Source organism: Aureimonas sp. Leaf324, from assembly GCF_001423245.1.
Lineage (GTDB): Bacteria > Pseudomonadota > Alphaproteobacteria > Rhizobiales > Rhizobiaceae > Aureimonas.
This window is the reverse complement of record NZ_LMOH01000027.1, coordinates 209,194-226,337: the sequence shown is the minus strand read 5'-3', so window position 1 is coordinate 226,337 and position 17,144 is coordinate 209,194. Positions and strand designations below refer to the sequence as shown.

20 protein-coding genes are annotated in these 17,144 nt (G+C 69.7%); 11 read left to right on the top strand and 9 right to left on the bottom strand.

The window, feature by feature from the left end; translation table 11 throughout:
* Positions 1-9: 9 nt before the first annotated feature.
* The 7 genes from ASF65_RS17975 to rpmI all read right to left on the bottom strand — a co-directional run bounded on the left by ASF65_RS17975 (position 10) and on the right by rpmI (position 7,010).
* Positions 10-996 (bottom strand): Gfo/Idh/MocA family oxidoreductase, encoded by a 987-nt coding sequence (locus ASF65_RS17975; RefSeq protein WP_055892274.1) that lies wholly within the window; start codon positions 994-996, stop codon positions 10-12.
* Between the two features lie 35 nt (positions 997-1,031).
* Positions 1,032-3,446 (bottom strand): phenylalanine--tRNA ligase subunit beta, encoded by a 2,415-nt coding sequence (gene pheT, locus ASF65_RS17970; protein WP_055892271.1) that lies wholly within the window; start codon positions 3,444-3,446, stop codon positions 1,032-1,034.
* Positions 3,447-3,510: 64 nt separating this feature from the next.
* Positions 3,511-3,927, bottom strand: coding sequence for a hypothetical protein (locus ASF65_RS17965; protein ID WP_055892269.1), 417 nt, complete (start codon positions 3,925-3,927; stop codon positions 3,511-3,513).
* 91 nt (positions 3,928-4,018) lie between these two features.
* Positions 4,019-5,059 (bottom strand): glycosyltransferase family 2 protein, encoded by a 1,041-nt coding sequence (locus ASF65_RS17960; RefSeq protein WP_055892267.1) that lies wholly within the window; start codon positions 5,057-5,059, stop codon positions 4,019-4,021.
* Positions 5,060-5,069: 10 nt separating this feature from the next.
* On the bottom strand, positions 5,070-6,152 hold the full coding sequence (gene pheS, locus ASF65_RS17955; RefSeq protein ID WP_055892263.1) for a phenylalanine--tRNA ligase subunit alpha: 1,083 nt from the start codon (positions 6,150-6,152) through the stop codon (positions 5,070-5,072).
* 201 nt (positions 6,153-6,353) lie between these two features.
* Positions 6,354-6,770 (bottom strand): 50S ribosomal protein L20, encoded by a 417-nt coding sequence (rplT, locus tag ASF65_RS17950; RefSeq protein ID WP_055892260.1) that lies wholly within the window; start codon positions 6,768-6,770, stop codon positions 6,354-6,356.
* Positions 6,771-6,809: 39 nt separating this feature from the next.
* A complete protein-coding gene (gene rpmI, locus ASF65_RS17945) occupies positions 6,810-7,010 on the bottom strand; it encodes a 50S ribosomal protein L35 (RefSeq protein WP_055892255.1) in 201 nt (66 codons plus the stop codon).
* Positions 7,011-7,279: 269 nt separating this feature from the next.
* Between rpmI and ASF65_RS17940 the strand changes: the two genes are divergently transcribed.
* Positions 7,280-7,990, top strand: a complete 711-nt coding sequence (locus ASF65_RS17940; RefSeq protein ID WP_055892252.1) for a hypothetical protein — start codon at positions 7,280-7,282, stop codon at positions 7,988-7,990.
* A 93-nt stretch (positions 7,991-8,083) separates the two neighbouring features.
* On the opposite strand, the gene infC is transcribed toward ASF65_RS17940, so the two are convergent.
* Positions 8,084-8,623, bottom strand: coding sequence for a translation initiation factor IF-3 (gene infC, locus ASF65_RS17935; protein ID WP_082505828.1), 540 nt, complete (start codon positions 8,621-8,623; stop codon positions 8,084-8,086).
* A gap of 204 nt (positions 8,624-8,827) precedes the next feature.
* On the opposite strand from infC, the gene ASF65_RS17930 reads away from it, so the two are divergent.
* The 7 genes from ASF65_RS17930 to yacG all read left to right on the top strand — a co-directional run bounded on the left by ASF65_RS17930 (position 8,828) and on the right by yacG (position 13,352).
* Positions 8,828-9,625: an alpha/beta hydrolase gene (locus ASF65_RS17930; RefSeq protein ID WP_055892249.1), complete on the top strand. Its 798-nt coding sequence runs from the start codon at positions 8,828-8,830 to the stop codon at positions 9,623-9,625.
* Positions 9,626-9,887: 262 nt separating this feature from the next.
* Positions 9,888-10,505 carry a transglutaminase-like cysteine peptidase gene (locus ASF65_RS17925; RefSeq protein ID WP_055892246.1) on the top strand — a complete coding sequence of 206 codons (618 nt, stop codon included), beginning with the start codon at positions 9,888-9,890 and terminating at the stop codon, positions 10,503-10,505.
* 46 nt (positions 10,506-10,551) lie between these two features.
* Positions 10,552-10,710, top strand: coding sequence for a hypothetical protein (locus tag ASF65_RS21880; RefSeq protein WP_200940079.1), 159 nt, complete (start codon positions 10,552-10,554; stop codon positions 10,708-10,710).
* 114 nt (positions 10,711-10,824) lie between these two features.
* Complete coding sequence (gene murA / locus ASF65_RS17920) at positions 10,825-12,114, top strand: UDP-N-acetylglucosamine 1-carboxyvinyltransferase (RefSeq protein ID WP_055892243.1); 1,290 nt, start codon at positions 10,825-10,827, stop codon at positions 12,112-12,114.
* A gap of 172 nt (positions 12,115-12,286) precedes the next feature.
* The gene (gene infA, locus ASF65_RS17915) at positions 12,287-12,505 is read left to right on the top strand and encodes a translation initiation factor IF-1 (RefSeq protein WP_055892241.1); all 219 of its coding nucleotides are present in this window, start codon (positions 12,287-12,289) and stop codon (positions 12,503-12,505) included.
* A gap of 7 nt (positions 12,506-12,512) precedes the next feature.
* On the top strand, positions 12,513-13,145 hold the full coding sequence (locus ASF65_RS17910) for a Maf-like protein (RefSeq protein WP_055892238.1): 633 nt from the start codon (positions 12,513-12,515) through the stop codon (positions 13,143-13,145).
* 12 nt (positions 13,146-13,157) lie between these two features.
* On the top strand, positions 13,158-13,352 hold the full coding sequence (gene yacG / locus ASF65_RS17905; RefSeq protein WP_055892235.1) for a DNA gyrase inhibitor YacG: 195 nt from the start codon (positions 13,158-13,160) through the stop codon (positions 13,350-13,352).
* 104 nt (positions 13,353-13,456) lie between these two features.
* On the opposite strand, the gene ASF65_RS17900 is transcribed toward yacG, so the two are convergent.
* Positions 13,457-14,170 carry a TerC family protein gene (locus ASF65_RS17900; protein ID WP_082505812.1) on the bottom strand — a complete coding sequence of 238 codons (714 nt, stop codon included), beginning with the start codon at positions 14,168-14,170 and terminating at the stop codon, positions 13,457-13,459.
* Positions 14,171-14,474: 304 nt separating this feature from the next.
* On the opposite strand from ASF65_RS17900, the gene queF reads away from it, so the two are divergent.
* The 3 genes from queF (at position 14,475) to ASF65_RS17885 (ending at position 17,144) form a co-directional block, all read left to right on the top strand.
* The gene (gene queF, locus ASF65_RS17895; protein WP_055892232.1) at positions 14,475-14,933 is read left to right on the top strand and encodes a preQ(1) synthase; all 459 of its coding nucleotides are present in this window, start codon (positions 14,475-14,477) and stop codon (positions 14,931-14,933) included.
* Between the two features lie 139 nt (positions 14,934-15,072).
* Positions 15,073-16,188: a 3,4-dihydroxy-2-butanone-4-phosphate synthase gene (gene ribB, locus ASF65_RS17890; RefSeq protein WP_055892228.1), complete on the top strand. Its 1,116-nt coding sequence runs from the start codon at positions 15,073-15,075 to the stop codon at positions 16,186-16,188.
* 98 nt (positions 16,189-16,286) lie between these two features.
* Entirely contained in the window at positions 16,287-17,144 is an 858-nt protein-coding gene (locus tag ASF65_RS17885) for a VOC family protein (RefSeq protein ID WP_055892224.1), read from the top strand.

The following is a 17,144-nucleotide window of genomic DNA, read 5'->3' as shown; positions in this document are numbered from 1 at the left end:
GGGCGCGGTTCAGACGGGAACCGCAGCGCCCGCTTCGGCAGAGGCGTAGAACGCGTCGATCACCCGCTGGTTGAGCACCGATTCCTCCAGCGTGAACAGCGTCTCGCCCGAGCCGGCAACCGCGCGCGCGAAGGCCTCGGCCTGCAGACGGTACTGGTCGACGCCGCCGAAGCGCACGGTCTCGGCGTGGGCGTGCCCGCGGTCGTGGCAGTGGACGGCGGCCTGCGCGTAGAGCCCGGCATTGAAGGGCGCGTCGACCTCGATGAAGCCCTCGGTGCCATGGAACACCAGGGTCTGGCGCGCGGCGAGCTGGGTCGCGACGTAGAAGCTCAAGCGGAAGCCCTCGAACTCGACCTCGCATTCGGCGAGGATGTCGGTGCCGAAGCGCGCGTCGCGCTCGATCCGCGCACGCGCGGCCTTGCCCTCGAGCCCGGTGACGAGGCGCGTTGCAACCACCGGATAGACGCCGATGTCGGGCAGCGCGCCGCCGCCGAGATCGAGCTGGTTGCGCATATTGCCGGGGTCGTCGTTGAAATAGGAGAAGGCGCCCTGCACGTGGCGAAGCCGCCCGATCCGGCCGGCCGCGATCCATTCACGGACCTTCGCCCATTGCGGGTGGTGTCGCACCATGAAGGCCTCGGCGACCGTCACGCCCGCCCGGTCGCGCGCGGCGATGACGGGGGCGATGTCGGCCGCGCGCAGCGCGAGGGGCTTCTCGACGAGGACATGCTTGCCGGCATCCGCCGCCTTCACCGCCCATTCCACGTGTTGCGCGGTCGGCAGCGGCACATAGACCGCGTCGATGTCGGGCGAGGCCAGAAGCGCCTCGTAGGAGCCGAAGGCGCGGGGTGCGCCGAAGTGACGGGCGAGCTCGCGCGCCCGCGCCTCGTCGCGGCTGGCGATCCCCTCGACGACGCAGCCCTCCGCCTTCAGGAGAGCCGGTATGACGTACTCGCGCGCGATCTTTGCGCCCGACAGAATTCCCCAACGCAGCATGCGTCCCCTCCCCTTTTTCGCGTCGTCTCGTCCGGTCAGGCGCGCAGCCGCCCGCCGGTCGCCTTCTCCACCGCCGCGACGATCTTCTTCGAGACGGCCTCGAGGTCCTCGTCGGTCAGGGTCTTCTCGGCCGGGTTCAGCGTGACCTCGATCGCGACCGACTTGGCGTCGGGCCCGAGGGCCGCGCCCTCGAACACGTCGAAGAGGCGGACCTCGCCGATCAGCTTGCGATCGGCGCCCTCCGTGGCCCGGATCAGCTTGATCGCCTCGACCCCGCGATCCACCACGAAGGCGAAGTCGCGCTTCACCGGCTGGAACGCCGAAAGCTGCAGCACGGGTTTGGTGCGCGTGGCTTTCCGCTTGCCCTCCGGCGCCTCGTCGAGGAACACCTCGAAGCCGGCGACCGAACCGGTCACGCCGAGAGCTTTCAGAGCGCGCGGATGGAACTCGCCGAACTCGGCCAGCACCGTCTTGGGCCCGAGCTTGATGCGTCCCGAGCGGCCCGGGTGATACCATGGGCTTGCGGGCGTCTCGAACTGCAGCCGCTCGACCGGCACGCCGACGGCTTCGAGGACGGCCAGCGCGTCGGCCTTGGCGTCGAAGACGCCGACCGCCGCGGCATTGCCCGCCCAGTCGCGGCCCGCGCCGGCATGGCCTGCCGTGCCCCGGCGCACGCCGCCGGCCACGCGCCGCTGCCCGTCCGGCTCGTCGGAGCGGTAGATCGAGGCGACCTCGAAGAGCGCGAGATCTCCGTAGCCCCGCTGCGCGTTGCGCTGCGCCGCCTGCAGGAGATTCGGCAGGAGCGACGGGCGCATGTCGGACAGATCGGCCGCGATCGGGTTCTCGAGGCTCAAGTGCGCCTCGCCGCCGCCGAAGGCCTTCGCGGCCTCGGCCGAGACGAAGGAATAGGTGACGGCCTCCGCCAGCCCGCGCGCGGCGAGCGTGCGGCGCGCGGCGCGGTCGCGCACCTGGCGCGGGGTGAGCACACGGCCGTTGACGCCGGCAATCGGGGCGAGCGGCTGCGGCGCGATGTTGTCGACGCCGACGAGGCGCATGACCTCCTCCACGAGATCGGCCTTGCCCTCGATGTCCGGACGCCAGGACGGTGCGACGACCATCGCGTGGTCGGACCGCTCGTCCACCGTGAACCCGAGCCGCGTCAGGATCTCGACCTGGCGGGCCGGCTCGACGGTGAGACCGGTCAGGCGCTCGACTTCGGAGAAGGGGAAGCGGATGGCCTCGCGGGCCTCGATGCGGGCCGGCGTCAGGGCGACCTCGCTCGGCGTGCCGCCGCACAGCTCCATCACGAGGCGCGTCGCGAGCTCCAGCCCCGGCTCCATGAAGGCTGGGTCGACGCCGCGCTCGAAGCGGTAGCGCGCGTCGGTGATGATCCCGAGCGCGCGGCCGGCGCGGGCGATCGCCAGCGGCTCCCAGAGCGCCGATTCGATGAGGACGTCGGTGGTGCCCTCGTCGCAGCCCGAAGGCTCGCCGCCCATGATGCCGGCGATCGACTCGACGCCCCGGTCGTCGGCGATGACGCAGACCCTGGGGCTCAGCGCGTGCGTGCGCCCGTCGAGGCCGAGGATTTCCTCGCCCTCGCCCGCCTGCCGGACCACGAGGTCGCCCGCGACCTTCTTCGCGTCGAAGACGTGGAGCGGGCGGCCCCGGTCGAAGGTGACGTAGTTGGTGATGTCGACGAGCGCATTGATCGGGCGAAGGCCGATCGCCTTCAGCCGCTTCTGCATCCACTCCGGCGACGAGCCGTTCCGCACGCCCGACACGCGGCGCAGCGCAAAGCCGAGGCAGGTCTCGCTCTCGACCCGGACCGTCACCGAGCAGGCGCCCTCGCCCGCGACCGGCTCGACCGCGCCGCCCTTCAGCGTGCCGAGGCCGGAGGCCGCGAGATCGCGCGCGATGCCGTGGACGCTCGTCGCATCCGGCCGGTTGGGGGTGAGGTTGATCTCGATGACGGGGTCGGCGAGGCCGGCATAGTCGGCAAAGGCCGTGCCGACCGGCGCGTCCTGGGCCAAATCGATGATGCCGTTGTGCTCGTCGGAGAGTTCGAGCTCGCGCTCCGAGCACATCATGCCGAAGCTCTCGATGCCGCGGATCTTGCCGATGCCGAGCGTCACGTCGAGGCCGGGCACGTAGGTGCCGGGCAGGCCGAGGACGCCGACGAGGCCGGCGCGCGCGTTCGGCGCGCCGCAGACGACCTGCAGCGGCTTGCCCTCGTTGACGGCGGGCCCCGCATCGACGGTCAGCACCTGCAGCTTGTCGGCGTCGGGATGGCGGCGGGCCTCGAGAACGCGCGCGATGGTGAAGGCGCGCATGGCGGCCTTGTCGTCGAGCGATTCCACCTCGAGGCCGATCGCGGTGAGGCGTTCGGTGATCTCGGCAAGGGTCGCGTCGGTGTCGAGGTGATCCTTCAGCCAGGACAGGGTGAACTTCATGACGGGCTCGAAAAACGGGAACGGAACGGATGGAGGCGACCCGGCGGGCCGAGGGCGGGAGCGGTCAGGTGCGGTCGGCGACGTCGGATGCCGCCTGCCGCACGAGGCCGCTGGCGTGGACGAAGCGGTAGACCGACAGGGCGACGAGCGCGAAGACGACGTTGACGACGAGGAGTGTCGTCAGCGTCTCGGTGGAATCGAAGGCGAACTTGGCGATCACGGTCGGCAGGAGGATGCCAACCGCCAGCGAGCCGAGGACGGCGGGCGTCGCCGGCAGGTAGCCGTAGAGCACCGCGAAGATCGCGACCGTGACGAGCGCCAGGATATAGACCGAAGGCGAGGCGGCGAGCGTCGCGAAGCCGAGCGACAGGAAGAGCCAGCCGAAGATGGCGGCCACGAGCGTCCCGATGATCGCGCCGGCGATCACGGACACGGTCTCCACCACGGCGGAGCGGGCGATGCCGGCGGCGGATCGGGCCATGATGCGTTTCCTCGTTAGCTGAAAGGCGACACGCCTCGGGAACGGGCGCGGCTGTGATGCCCGCCTTTGGGGCACGGGTCAAATCGAAGCGCTAGGGGCGCAGGTCCTGCATGAAGCCGCGCGCCACGAGATCCTCGGAACTGCCGACCCGCAGCGAGCCGGGATACGTCAGAGACAGGTCGGGATTGAAGGCGCCGGATGCCGCGATCTCGGCATAGAAGACGCCGCCGCCGAAATGCTCGCCCTCTTCGGCAAGACGCGCGAACTCCTCGACCGAGACCGACGAGAACTTGAAATGGAGGAGCACGGCGTGGACGGCCGAGAAGTTACGCGCGATCGGCAGGGGTCCGTGGATCGAGGAGCCGTTCTCCTGCGTCGCCTCGTCCACGAAGATCACCGGAAATTTGGTGAGTCGGATCCGGTTGCCGAAGAGGCGGGTGCGCGGCCCGCCGCGAACGGCCAGCGTGAACTTCTCGGGGGCGATCTCGTAGCCCTCGCCGTCGATCAGGGGCGAGACCTCCAGCGGATGCCGGTGCCGCGCGGGATCGTAGACCGCCTCGCCGAGCGGCCCGTCGGGATAGAGGTCGAGCATCGGGGCGAGCCCGCGCTTCAACCCCGCACGTTCGAGGTCGGCGATGAAGTCGCGCAGGGACCTCGTCTCGCAGCCGGGAAACAGCAGGAACTCGTCGGCGTCGACGTTGAGATACCAGCGACCCCGGCCGTAGCGCGAGAACAGCGCGTCGCGCCACACCCGGCCATAGGCGGAGGCGCCGTAGGTGACGTTGGAGGTGAAGAGGTCGACGTCGGGCTGGCCGGCGAGAAGCTCGGCCGTGCCGTCGTCCGAGCGATCGTCGACGAAGACGAAGCGGGTGACGCCGAGCCGCCGGTAGTGGGCGAGAAACGCCGGCAGGTAGCTCGCCGAGTTGCGCACGGTGCAGACGAGGGCGAGGTCGTCCGCCGCCAGGGGCCGCTCGGGCCTTGCCGGCGTCAGCACGATCCCGTCGGCCGGCCGCGCGCGCCGCCGGTAGCGCCGTTCGCGAAGGGCGAGCGCCAGGCGGCGGAGCGGCGAGAGCCGCCCCATCGCCGCCCAGTCGGCCGGGTCGCGCACGGGATAGCGGAACGAGCGCGCCATAGGTCCGGCGTTACGAGCTGAGACCGGAGAACAGCGTCGGCATGTCGAGCGGGCGGAAGCCGTAGTGCTCGACCCAGCGGATGTCGGCGTCGAAGAAGGCGCGCAAGTCCGGCATGCCGTATTTCAGCATGGCGATGCGGTCGATGCCCATGCCCCAGGCGAAGCCCTGATACTCGTCCGGATCAAGCCCGACGCCGCGCAGGACGTTGGGATGCACCATGCCGCAGCCGAGGATCTCCATCCAGTCGGTGCCTTCACCGAAGCGCACCTCGGACCCGGAGCGGTCGCACTGGATGTCGACCTCCATCGAGGGCTCGGTGAAGGGGAAGAAGCTCGGGCGGAAGCGCATGTTGAGGCTCGGCACCTCGAAGAACGCCTTGCAGAACTCCGTCAGCACCCACTTCATGTTGGCGATGTTGGCGGACTTGTCGATGACGAGCCCTTCCACCTGATGGAACATCGGCGTGTGGGTGGCGTCCGAATCCTGCCGGTAGGTCTTGCCGGGGATGACGATGCGGATCGGCGGCTTTTGCGCTTCCATCGTGCGGATCTGCACGGGCGAGGTGTGGGTGCGCAGGAGCTTGCGCTCCGCCCCGTCCCTGGCCTTCAGGAAGAACGTGTCGTGCATCTCGCGGGCCGGATGGCCCTCGGGGAAATTGAGCGCCGTGAAGTTGTAGCGATCGGTCTCGATGTCCGGCCCTTCGGCGACCGAGAAGCCCATGTCGGCGAAGATCGCGGTGATCTCGTCGACGACCTGGCTGATTGGATGGATGCGCCCGCGCGCGACCGGCGAGAGGCGGACGGGCAGCGTCACGTCGAGCCGCTCGGCCGACAGGCGCGCCTCGATCGCGGCATCGGCCAGCCGCTCGCGCTTGGCGCCGAGCGCCTCGGCCACCCGGTCGCGCAGGCCGTTGAGCTTCGGCCCGAACTCGCGCCGCTCCTCGGCGTCCATCTTGCCGAGCCCTTTCAGAAGTTCGGAAATCTCGCCCTTCTTGCCGAGCGCGGCAAGGCGCACGGCCTCGAGCGCCGCTTCGTCGGCAGCGTGCTCCACGTCGTTGAGATAGCGGGCTTCGATCGCGGACAGGTCCGTCACGGCAGGTCCTCACGGGCAGGCGAAGGGAAGGCGGGACGGGATGGCCCGTTCCGGCGGGCCCGTCCTACAGCATCGATCGCGGAAGAAAAACGCTTAAAACACGCCCGGCCGCCCGGCGGCGGCTCGTGGGAAACGCCAAAAGGCCCGCGACGCTGACGCCGCGGGCCTTGGATGTCATCGACCTCGAGAGGTCGACCGCCCTCAGGCGGCCTGCTTCTCGCCGACGGCGCGGGCGTGAGCGGTCTCGCTCGCGTCCTTGATGTAGCCGAGTGCGGTGCGCGACTGGTCGACGAGGGCGGCGAACGCCTCCGGCTCGTGGATCGCGATGTCCGAGAGGACCTTGCGGTCGACCTGGATGCCGGCCTTGTTCAGGCCGTCGATGAAGCGGGCGTAGGTCAGGCCATGCTCGCGCACGCCGGCGTTGATGCGCTGGATCCACAGGGCGCGGAAGTTGCGCTTCTTGACGCGGCGGTCGCGCGTGGCGAACTGCTTGGACCGATCGACGGCCGCCTTGGCGGCGCGGATCGTGTTCTTGCGACGGCCGTAGAAGCCCTTGGCGGCCTTCAGGACCTTCTTGTGCTTGGCGTGGGACGTAACGCCCCGCTTGACGCGTGCCATGATCTTATCTCCTTGAAATCTTTGAGTGCCCGACCGCGATCAGCGGTTGTAGGGCATGTAGACCTTGACGATCTTGGCATCGGCCTCGCTGAGGATCATCGATCCACGCGCGTTGCGGATGAAGTCGTTGGAGCGCTTGATCATGCCATGGCGCTTGCCGGCGGCACCCGCCTTGACCTTGCCCGAGGCGGTCATGCGGAACCGCTTCTTGGCGGCCGACTTGGTCTTCATCTTGGGCATTTTGCTCTCCTCGATCGGAAAATCGCGCCCCGCATCGACCGGACCCGGAGGAACGGTCGAATCAAATCCCGACAAAGGATCGGAGGCCACGACAGCATCAGAACCGACACGGCATGCCCTGCCGGCCGGTTCGCGTGAACGGGCGGCTTATACAGACGAGAGACGCCAGACGCAAGATCGACGCATCGCCGCCAAATTGCGCGTTCGGATTGAACCTTTGCAGAGGTTTGCACGCGATACTCTTCGCATCGCCCTCCGTCCCCGCGCCCATGACCCACACCCCCTGCCCTGCCGGCCACCGCGCCGCCCTCATGCTCCGCATCGGCGAGGCCGTGCTGGAAGGAACCGGCTGGCAAGCAGTCGCCGCAAGCCTTGCGGCGGAACTCGGGCCCGACCTCGCCATCGCACCGGACGGCGTTCTCCCTGCGCCCGCGCCGCAGCCGGGAGCCATCGCCTTGCGGGTCGAGGCACCGGACGTCGGCGCCTGGACGATCCGCGTGCCGGCCGACACCGATGCGGGCCTCATGGCGTCCCTCCCGCTCGGCGAAGCCCTGGGCCTGGCCGCGCAGATCACCGCGGGACGCGCCCCTGCGCGCCGGGACCTCGAGCGCCTGCTCGATCCCCTGCCCTATGCCGCCGTGCTCCTCGACGCGCGCGCGCGCATCCTGTTCGCCAACGCGGCCGGCGAGGACACCCTGTCCAGCAGGCGCCGGTTCCGCCCCGCGGCCAGGGGCCGGCCGCTGCGCCCGACGCATCGTCAGGCGAGCGAGCGCTTCGACACCGCGCTCGCGGCCATCCTTCTCGACGGCGCGCCGGACAGGCGCTGGATCATGGCGGGGCCGGACGGCACGCACCTTGCGGTCCACATGCGCCCGGTCGGGCCGCCGGCGGCAGCGATCGGAGCGGTGCGTCTCGTGGTGACACTGCGCGCGATCGGCGCGGCCCTTTCGGGCGAGGCGCCCGCCCCCCTTGGGAGTTGACGGATCCAACCGCGACCCGAACGGCGCGCACGAAAAAGGGCGACCCGTGCGGGCCGCCCTTCAAGGCTTGGAGGGCGAACGCCCCCGTGCCGGTCAGCCCTTGGGCGACAGCACCATCATCATCTGACGGCCTTCGAGCTTCGGCTCGGCCTCGACCTTGGAAATCTCGGCGGTTTCCTCGCGCACGCGGTTGAGCAGGCGCATGCCGAGTTCTTGGTGCGCCATCTCGCGGCCGCGGAAGCGCAACGTGACCTTCACCTTGTCGCCCTCGTCGAAGAAGCGGCGCACGGCCTTCATCTTGGTCTCGTAGTCGTGATCATCGATGTTGGGACGCATCTTGATCTCTTTGACCTCGATGACCTTCTGACGTTTGCGCTGCTCGGAAGCCTTCTTCTGGCCTTCGTACTTCAGCTTGCCGAGATCGAGGATCTTGCAGACCGGCGGCACGGCGGTCGGCACGATCTCCACGAGGTCGAGACCGGCCTCCTCGGCCAGGGCCAGGGCCTCCTGGGTGGGTATTGCACCTCGGTTCTGGCCGTCGGCGTCGATCAGCTGAACGGACGGAACCCGGATGTCCCGGTTGGAGCGCGGCCCCTCCTTCTGGGTCGGCGGTGCACGAAATGGTCTGCGAATGGTCGTTGACTCCGGCTGTTGACGATCGAATACGGTCAATGATCAAAACGGTGCGCCGGGCGGGACAGGCGGGGCCGCGGCGCACCGCGACCGGGCCCTCTGCCCGGAGACTGAAGCCTCATATAACACGCCTCGACCCCGATTTCACGCCGGGCCCCAAGAAAAAACGCCCGAATTCAGCCATCGCCGCGCCACGGAGGCCGCATGACCGAAGCGCCCGCCGCCCATCCGCCGCCCCATTTCGAGATCGCGCCGCATTCCGGCAAGCGCCTCGCCTATCTCGCGGTCGCCGGAGGGGGCGAGGGCCCGACACTCGTCTGGCTCGGCGGCTTCCGCTCCGACATGCGCGGCACCAAGGCCGAGGTCCTGTCGGCCCTCTGCGAGCGCGAGGGCCTCGGCTTCCTGCGCTTCGATTATTCCGGCCACGGCGAATCCGATGGACGCTTCGAGGACGGCACGATCTCGGGCTGGACCGAGGACGCCGCCGCGGTGGTCGCGGCGCGCACGAGCGGCCCGCTCGTCCTCGTCGGCTCCTCGATGGGCGCCTGGATCGCGCTGCGCCTCGCCCTACGCCTGCCGGGCCGCCTCCAGGCCCTTCTCCTGCTCGCGCCCGCGCCCGACTTCACGACCCGGCTCGTCGAGCCGAAGCTGACGGCGGAGGACCGGGCGGCGCTCGCGCGCGACGGCTTCCTCGCCGAGCCATCGCCCTATTCCGACCAGCCGACGATCTACACGCGCAAGCTGATCGAGGACGGCGCGCGGGCCTCGGTCATGGGCGGGCCGATCGCGATCGACGTTCCGGTCCACGTGATCCAGGGAATGGAAGACCCCGACGTGCCGCACACCCACGCGCTGGAGCTCGTCTCGCTTCTGCCCTCGGCGGGGGTGACGCTGACCCTCGTCAAGGACGGCGACCACCGCCTGTCGCGGTCCGAAGACCTCAGCCGCATGGAGCAGGCGGCGCTGGCCCTCGCCCGCGAACGCCGCCCACCCGCCTCCTGAAGTCCGGATCCGGCCGCGCGGCAGCGCAGCGCGACCCCGTCCGTGACGTTTGCGCAACAAGCCGGCGACATGGCCCAGGATCCCCGCAAGACCCTGAAGTCGCAGGGACTTCGCGCTCTTAAAAACTTTTCCCGGCACCTCTTGCCACCCCGAAGACCCCGCCTATTTCGCCTCCGTTGTTTTTGGGTGATTGACAGCTTCTGGCACTGCACACACGATAGTCAGCGAGCGATGACGGGTCGCTCGCTCGACGGAGATCGTGATGATTTTTCGGCGCTTTCTCGGCGTGACGGTCGTACTTTGCCTCCATTCGGCGGCCGCCCTGGCTGCCGGCGCAGCCCTGCCCGGCGACGCGATGGTGGTGGGCGACCCCATCAAGCAGCCCTTCGGCCATAAGGCCTTCTGCGACCGCCAGCCCGAGGAATGCGGCCCCACCGCGGACGCCGTCGAGGCGCCGCCGGTGCTCGACGACGAGCTGATGGCCAAGGTCGCCAGGATCAACCTTGCGGTGAACGCCGAGATCCAGCCGGTGAGCGATCAGGCGCTCTACGGCCAGGAGGAATACTGGACCTTCCCGACCGACAACAAGGGCGACTGCGAGGACTACGCCCTCCTGAAGCGGGCCCGTCTCCATGCGGCCGGCATCCCCCTGTCGGACCTCCTCCTGACCGTGGTCAACAAGCTCGACGGCACGGGCCACGCCATCCTGACGCTGCGCACCGGGTCGGGCGACTTCGTGCTCGACAATCTCGACTGGCGCGTGCGCCGCTGGACCGAGGTGCCCTACCGCTTCGTCAAGCGGCAGTCGCCGACGAACGCCGGCGAATGGCTGGAGATCGAGAACGCGCCGGAGCCGCTGGTCTCCTCGGTCTCGCGCTGAAGGCCCACGCGACAGAGACCGCGACACGGTCTAAGAGCGGAGCTTGATGAACAAGCTCTTCTCCTTCCTGATCATCCTCGTGATGATCCTCCAGGTCATCCGCCCGATCGGCCTGCCGGGCCTCCGGCGCCGCGGCGACTTCTGGAAGCTCGCGATCGTGGCGATGGTCGTGTTCGGCCTCGACGTCCTCCTGCGCCCGCACTGAGTGCGCCGGTTCAGCCACCACCGACCGAATTTGATCCACACCGGCCGCTCGTGTAGGACACGCGCTTTGACGAGTCCGTCGGTCCCGTCCGTCGGCCCAGGCGCTGGAATTCCCATGGATCGCATTCGCATTCGCGGCGGCAACGCCCTCAACGGGACGATCCCGATCTCGGGCGCCAAGAACGCGGCGCTGCCGCTGATGATCGCCTCGCTTCTCACCGACGACACGCTGACGCTCGAGAATGTGCCGCATCTGGCCGACGTCGAACAGCTGATCCGCATCCTCGGCAACCACGGCGTCGACTACACCGTGTCGGGCAAGCGCCTGGCGACGCACGCCGCCTCCGGCCGGACCATCCACTTCACCGCGCGCACCATCGTCGACACGACCGCCCCTTACGAACTCGTCTCCAAGATGCGCGCGAGCTTCTGGGTGATCGGGCCCCTGCTCGCCCGCTGCCACAAGGCGCGCGTCTCGCTGCCGGGCGGCTGCGCCATCGGCACGCGGCCGGTCGATCTCTTCATCGAAGGCCTGCAGGCGCTCGGCGCCACGATCGACATCGACGCCGGCTACATCGTCGCCGAGGCCAAGGGCGGGCTCGTCGGCAACCGCTACACCTTCCCCAAGGTCTCGGTCGGCGCGACGCACGTCATGATGATGGCGGCCTCGCTCGCCAAGGGCCAGACGGTGATCGAGAACGCCGCGCGCGAGCCGGAGGTGGCCGATCTCGCCGCCTGCCTCAACGCGATGGGCGCCAAGATCTCGGGCGCCGGCACCTCGACCATCACGATCGACGGCGTCGCGGCGCTGTCGGGCGCGCGCCACCGCGTCCTGCCCGACCGCATCGAGACCGGCACCTATGCCATGGCGGTCGCGATGACCGGCGGCGACGTGACGCTGGAAGGCACGCATTCCGACCTCCTGCAGACCGCGCTGACGGCGCTCGGCGACGCGGGCGCCGAGATCACCGACACGCCGAACGGCCTGCGCGTGCGTCGCAACGGCGGCGGCATCCGGCCGGTCGACGTCGTGACCGACCCGTTCCCCGGCTTCCCGACCGATCTCCAGGCCCAGTTCATGGCGCTGATGACGCGCTCGGACGGCGTCTCGCACATCACCGAGACGATCTTCGAGAACCGCTTCATGCACGTGCAGGAACTGGCGCGACTGGGAGCCAAGATCTCGCTGTCCGGCCAGATGGCGCGCATCGAGGGCGTGCCGCGCCTCGTCGGCGCCCCGGTGATGGCGACCGACCTTCGCGCCTCCGTCAGCCTCGTGATCGCGGGCCTCGTCGCCGACGGCGAGACGGTCGTGAACCGCGTCTATCACCTCGACCGCGGCTTCGAGCGGCTGGAGGAGAAGCTCGGCGCCTGTGGAGCCGAGGTCGAGCGCATTTCGGGCTGACGACCGGCCTTCGCACGCCGGAACGCAGCCAAGGCTTGCTTTTTGCCGCGCGAAATCCGATCTAGGGCGCCAATTCAACCCATTGACGAGGCCGCCATGCCCGGTGGCCCCGATAAACTTGAGGGGAGGACGCAAGACGTCGTCCTGCCCCGCAACGAGGCCCGATACCCGCATGGCGAAAGAAGAAGTTCTCGAGTTCCCCGGCACGGTCACCGAACTGCTGCCCAACGCGACCTTCCGCATCAAGCTCGAGAACGACCACGAGATCATCGCCCACACGGCGGGCCGGATGCGCAAGAACCGCATCCGCGTGCTGACGGGCGACAAGGTTCTCGTCGAGATGACGCCCTACGACCTGACCAAGGGCCGCATCACCTACCGCTTCAAGTAAGACGCCGATGCCGGCCACGCCCCATAGCGCGCTGGTGCTCGCCTCCGGGTCGCCGCGCCGGCTCGAACTGCTGCAGCAGGTCGGCATCGAGCCGGCGCGCCTGCTTGCGACCGCGATCGACGAGACGCCGGAACGCTCCGAGCACCCGCGCTCGCTCGCCAAGCGCCTGTCGAAGGCGAAAGCCTTGAAGGCCTACGAGGCGATCGCCGCGCGCGGCGAGACGAAGGACACGTTCGTGCTTGGCGCCGACACCGTGGTGTCGCTCGGCCGGCAGGTGATTCCCAAGGCCGAGATCGCCGACGACGCCGTCACCAACCTGCGCATCCTGTCCGGCCGCTCGCACCGCGTCTTCACGGGCGTTTGCGTCGTCACGCCCGGCGGCAAGGCGCGCCAGCGCCTCGTCGAGACGCGCATCCGCTTCAAGCGCCTGTCGCGCGACGACATCGAGCGCTACGTCGAGAGCGGCGAGTGGCAGGGCAAGGCGGGCGGCTACGCCATCCAGGGCCTCGCCGGCGCCTTCGTGGTGCGCCTCGTCGGCTCCTATTCCAACGTCGTCGGCCTGCCGCTCTACGAGACGCTGTCTCTCCTCACGGGCGAGGGCTTCGTGGTGCCCCGGCCGGGCGCCGCCCCGCTGACCTGAGGGCGCCGTGCCATGAGCGCCGAGATCACGGGCCTGCGCGCGGCCCGCAAGTGCCCCGAATGCGGCCGCCCGTCCGACCGGGCGACCTTCCCGTTCTGCTCGCCGCGCTGCAAGGACGTCGATCTCCACCGCTGGCTGTCGGGCGCCTACGTCATTCCGGGTCCGGAGGACGAGAGCGTGTCGCCGGACGACGACGACTGCGGCTGAACACCAAGACCTTCTACGAAAAAGCCGGCGGACTGCATCGCAGCCGCCGGCTTTCTCATGTCGGAAAGGTCCGCTCCCCGATAAGGCGCGGACCTTCGGCCGGGTTACTGTGCGGGCGCCGGGGTCGTGGCGGGTCCGCCCTGCCCCGTGCCGGCGGGCAGCGCCGGATGGGCGGTATCCTCGACCGCGAACGGGATGTATTCGCCCGCCGGCGGATAGACCTGCACGAGGCCCTTCAGCACCATCTCGACGGCCACGAACAGGATCACGGCGAGGCCGACATAGGCGATCCAGCGGTGGCGGTTGAGAAGCTTGGCGATGAAGTTGGCAGCCAGCGCCATCAGCGCGATCGACAGGAGCAGGCCGAACGCCAGAAGCGTCCAGTGGTGGCCTTCCGCCGCGCCCGCCACCGCGATCACGTTGTCGAGCGACATGGAGACGTCTGCGAGGATGATCTGCGTCGTCGCCTGCGCCAGCGTCTTGCGCGGCTTGGCCGCGGCGCTGGCGAGATCGGCCGTCTCGTCGTGCTCGGGCGCGCGCAGCTCGGTCCACATCTTCCAGCAGACCCAGAGGAGAAGCAGACCCCCGGCCAGCAGCAGGCCGAAGATGCCGAGAAGCTGGGTCGCGACGACGGTGAAGGCGATGCGCAGGATCGTGGCGGCGGCGATGCCCCAGAAGATGGCCTTCTTGCGCTGCTCGGCCGGCAGCCCGGCCACGGCGAGGCCGATGACGATCGCGTTGTCGCCCGCCAGGACGACGTCCATGATGATGATCTGGCCGAGCGCCAGCCAGCCTTCGGGTGTGAGGAGTTCGAACATGGGGGCCTTTCCCGCCGCTCCAGCGGATGGGCAACCCATGCGAGACGAGACCTCTGGACGCGCGGCTGGCGATCAGTCGGCGGACGGGGCTCGCAGGCGACGGGTCGCGGATGGAGAAAATCGTCCGCCAGTCCGACATCGCAGCCGCAGGACGCGACTGCCAGAGGGGCCCGGCCTGGCGCTCCGGCCTTATCCGTCCTCACGCAAAGTTGCAAGATGCGTGATGGATGGCGGGCCGAGGTTGAACCGACGGGCGTGCGGGTCTAGGCCACCCGCCGACACGTCCACCCGGAGGACCGACACCATGACCACCACGACCCTGACCCAGCTCGGCGCCGACGCGCGCCCGGCCGCCAGCCCCGAAGAGGCCGTCCTCGAGACCGTGCCCTACACCCGGCGCGAGGGCCCGCCCGCGATCGTACGCTTCGCCTGCCCCGAATTCACCTCGCTCTGCCCGGTCACCGGCCAGCCGGACTTCGCCCATCTCGTGATCGACTACGCGCCCGACCAGCGCCTCGTCGAATCGAAGTCGCTGAAGCTCTTCCTCGTCACCTTCCGCAACCACGGCGCCTTCCACGAGGACTGCACGGTGATGGTCGCGCGGCGCATCATGGAGGCGACGCAGCCGCTCTGGCTGCGCATCGGCGGCTACTGGTATCCGCGCGGCGGCATTCCGATCGACGTGTTCTGGCAGACCGGTGCGCCGCCGGAGGGCGTGTTCCTGCCCGACCAGGGCGTGCCGCCCTATCGCGGCCGCGGCTGAGGCCTTCCCGGCGCCTTGCCAAGGCGGCGCAGCGAGGCCGCGTCGACGGGCGACGCCGGGGCGAACGATCCGTCGCCGTTGATCGCAGGCGCGCGCCCGTCTACACGCGGCGTGACAAGGACTTTCGGGGGAACGCCGCATGGAACTGGACACGATCGAGGACGCGATCGCCGCGATCGCCGCGGGCGAGCTCGTGGTGGTGGTGGACGACACCGACCGCGAGAACGAGGGCGACCTCATCATGGCGGCCGCGCGCGCGACGCCGGAGAAGATGGCCTTCATGATCCGCCACACGAGCGGCATCCTGTGCGTGCCGATGACGGGCGAGCGGGCGAACCGGCTGAACCTGCCGCCGATGGTCGCCAACAACCTCGACCCGATGCGCACCGCCTTCACCGTGTCGGTCGACTACCGCGTCGGCATGACGACGGGCATCGCGGCGGAAGAGCGCGCGGCGACCGCGCGGGCGCTGTCCAACGACAACGTGCCGGGATCGGAGTTCCTGCGCCCCGGCCACATGTTCCCGCTGATCGCGCGCGAGGGCGGCGTCCTCACCCGCTCCGGCCACACGGAAGCCGGCACGGACCTTGCCATGCTCGCCGGACTGCCGCCGGTCGGCGTCCTCGCCGAGGTCGTCAACGACGACGGCACGGTGAAGCGCCTGCCCGAGCTCATCCCCTTCGCGCGCGAGCACGGTCTCAAGATCATCTCGATCGAGGACCTCATCTCCTATCGCATCCGGCGCGAGAGCTTCGTGACCTGCGTGCGCGAGGAGGAGATGATGATCGGCGGCCTCAAGGGCCGGATCCGCGTCTACGAGACGCCGTTCGACGACATGCAGCACGTGGTCGCCCTGTTCGGCGACGTGCGCTACGCCGAGAAGGTGCCGACGCGCATCCATCGCGAGCAGCCGGTCAACGACCTCTTCGCCAAGGTGCGCGGGCGCCCGAGCTGGGTGGAGCTCGCCGTCGACAAGCTGAAGGACCGCGGCCAGGGCATCCTGATGCTCCTGCGCACGCCCGAGGTCGACCAGTTCGAGGCCGCGCCGACACCCGGCGAGCCGGTGACCGACGGCGAGCGCCACGGCAGCGCCAAGGTGCGCCGCCAGCGCTGGCGCGAGGTCGGCATCGGCGCGCAGATCCTGCGCGACATCGGCGTGCGCTCGATCTCGGTGCTCGCCACCCACGAGCGCGCCTATGTCGGGCTCACCGGGTTCGGCATCGAGGTCGCCGACACGATCCTCGTCGACGACTGACCGTTCAACGGGAGGGCCCTCGGCAGGAGGGCCCCTCGGGGCTTATCTGATGGGAAGCCGGCGGTCTTCTTGCGCCGGCGCCACCCGGAGCCCCGCCCATGAGCCTGCCCGACCCGTCCCCCAAGACGCCGCTGCGCATCGGCACGGTGTCGCTCGTGGTCCGCGACCTCGCCCGCATGGCCGACTTCTATCGCGAGGTGATCGGCCTTGCCGAGATCGGGCGGGATGGCGCGACCGTGCATCTCGGGGCGGGATCTCTCGCCTTCCTGGCGCTGACGGAGGATCGGTCGGCGTCCCTCTCGGGCCGCCGCTCGGCGGGCCTCTTCCACACCGCCTTCCTCCTGCCGGACCGCGCCTCGCTCGGCCGCTGGCTGCGCCATGCGGTGGACAGCCGCGCCCCGCTCCAGGGCGCCTCGGACCACGGCGTCAGCGAAGCGATCTATCTCGCCGATCCCGAGGGCAACGGCATCGAGGTCTATGCCGACCGGCCGAAAGCCGAATGGCCGCGCGCGGGCGGCGCGTTGCAGATGGTGTCGGATCCCCTCGACACGCAGGCGCTGCTGGCCGCCGACGCCGGCAGCGCCTTTGCCGGCGCGCCCGCCGGCACCACCGTTGGGCACGTCCACCTCCAGATCGGCGACGTCGCCGCGGCCGAGCGCTTCTACACGGCCGCCCTCGGTCTCGACGTCATGCAGCACGGCCCAAGCGCCACTTTCCTGTCGAGCGGCGGCTATCACCACCATGTCGCCGGCAACATCTGGAATAGCCGCGGCGCTCCTGCCCGCGATCCCGCCGCCACCGGCCTCAAGGGCTTCGAGCTCCTAGCCCGCGACGAGGCGGCGTTCGGGGCGGCCGAGGCCGCGATCCTTGCCTCCGGCGCGACGGCCGCGCGGCAGGGCGAGGCGATCCACCTGACCGATCCCGCCGGGGTCGGCATCATGCTGAAGCGGGGCTGA

Coding starts and splice junctions, on each gene's coding strand:
- ASF65_RS21880 (WP_200940079.1), top strand. CDS start 10,552: ATGAACAAGCTCTTCTCCTTCCTGATCATCCTCGTGATGATCCTCCAG.
- ASF65_RS17885 (WP_055892224.1), top strand. CDS start 16,287: ATGAGCCTGCCCGACCCGTCCCCCAAGACGCCGCTGCGCATCGGCACG.
- yacG (WP_055892235.1), top strand. CDS start 13,158: ATGAGCGCCGAGATCACGGGCCTGCGCGCGGCCCGCAAGTGCCCCGAA.
- ASF65_RS17960 (WP_055892267.1), bottom strand. CDS start 5,059: ATGGCGCGCTCGTTCCGCTATCCCGTGCGCGACCCGGCCGACTGGGCG.
- ASF65_RS17925 (WP_055892246.1), top strand. CDS start 9,888: ATGATTTTTCGGCGCTTTCTCGGCGTGACGGTCGTACTTTGCCTCCAT.
- murA (WP_055892243.1), top strand. CDS start 10,825: ATGGATCGCATTCGCATTCGCGGCGGCAACGCCCTCAACGGGACGATC.
- ASF65_RS17900 (WP_082505812.1), bottom strand. CDS start 14,170: ATGTTCGAACTCCTCACACCCGAAGGCTGGCTGGCGCTCGGCCAGATC.
- queF (WP_055892232.1), top strand. CDS start 14,475: ATGACCACCACGACCCTGACCCAGCTCGGCGCCGACGCGCGCCCGGCC.
- ASF65_RS17965 (WP_055892269.1), bottom strand. CDS start 3,927: ATGGCCCGATCCGCCGCCGGCATCGCCCGCTCCGCCGTGGTGGAGACC.
- ASF65_RS17910 (WP_055892238.1), top strand. CDS start 12,513: ATGCCGGCCACGCCCCATAGCGCGCTGGTGCTCGCCTCCGGGTCGCCG.
- rpmI (WP_055892255.1), bottom strand. CDS start 7,010: ATGCCCAAGATGAAGACCAAGTCGGCCGCCAAGAAGCGGTTCCGCATG.
- ASF65_RS17940 (WP_055892252.1), top strand. CDS start 7,280: ATGACCCACACCCCCTGCCCTGCCGGCCACCGCGCCGCCCTCATGCTC.
- ribB (WP_055892228.1), top strand. CDS start 15,073: ATGGAACTGGACACGATCGAGGACGCGATCGCCGCGATCGCCGCGGGC.
- ASF65_RS17930 (WP_055892249.1), top strand. CDS start 8,828: ATGACCGAAGCGCCCGCCGCCCATCCGCCGCCCCATTTCGAGATCGCG.
- ASF65_RS17975 (WP_055892274.1), bottom strand. CDS start 996: ATGCTGCGTTGGGGAATTCTGTCGGGCGCAAAGATCGCGCGCGAGTAC.
- infA (WP_055892241.1), top strand. CDS start 12,287: ATGGCGAAAGAAGAAGTTCTCGAGTTCCCCGGCACGGTCACCGAACTG.
- pheT (WP_055892271.1), bottom strand. CDS start 3,446: ATGAAGTTCACCCTGTCCTGGCTGAAGGATCACCTCGACACCGACGCG.
- rplT (WP_055892260.1), bottom strand. CDS start 6,770: ATGGCACGCGTCAAGCGGGGCGTTACGTCCCACGCCAAGCACAAGAAG.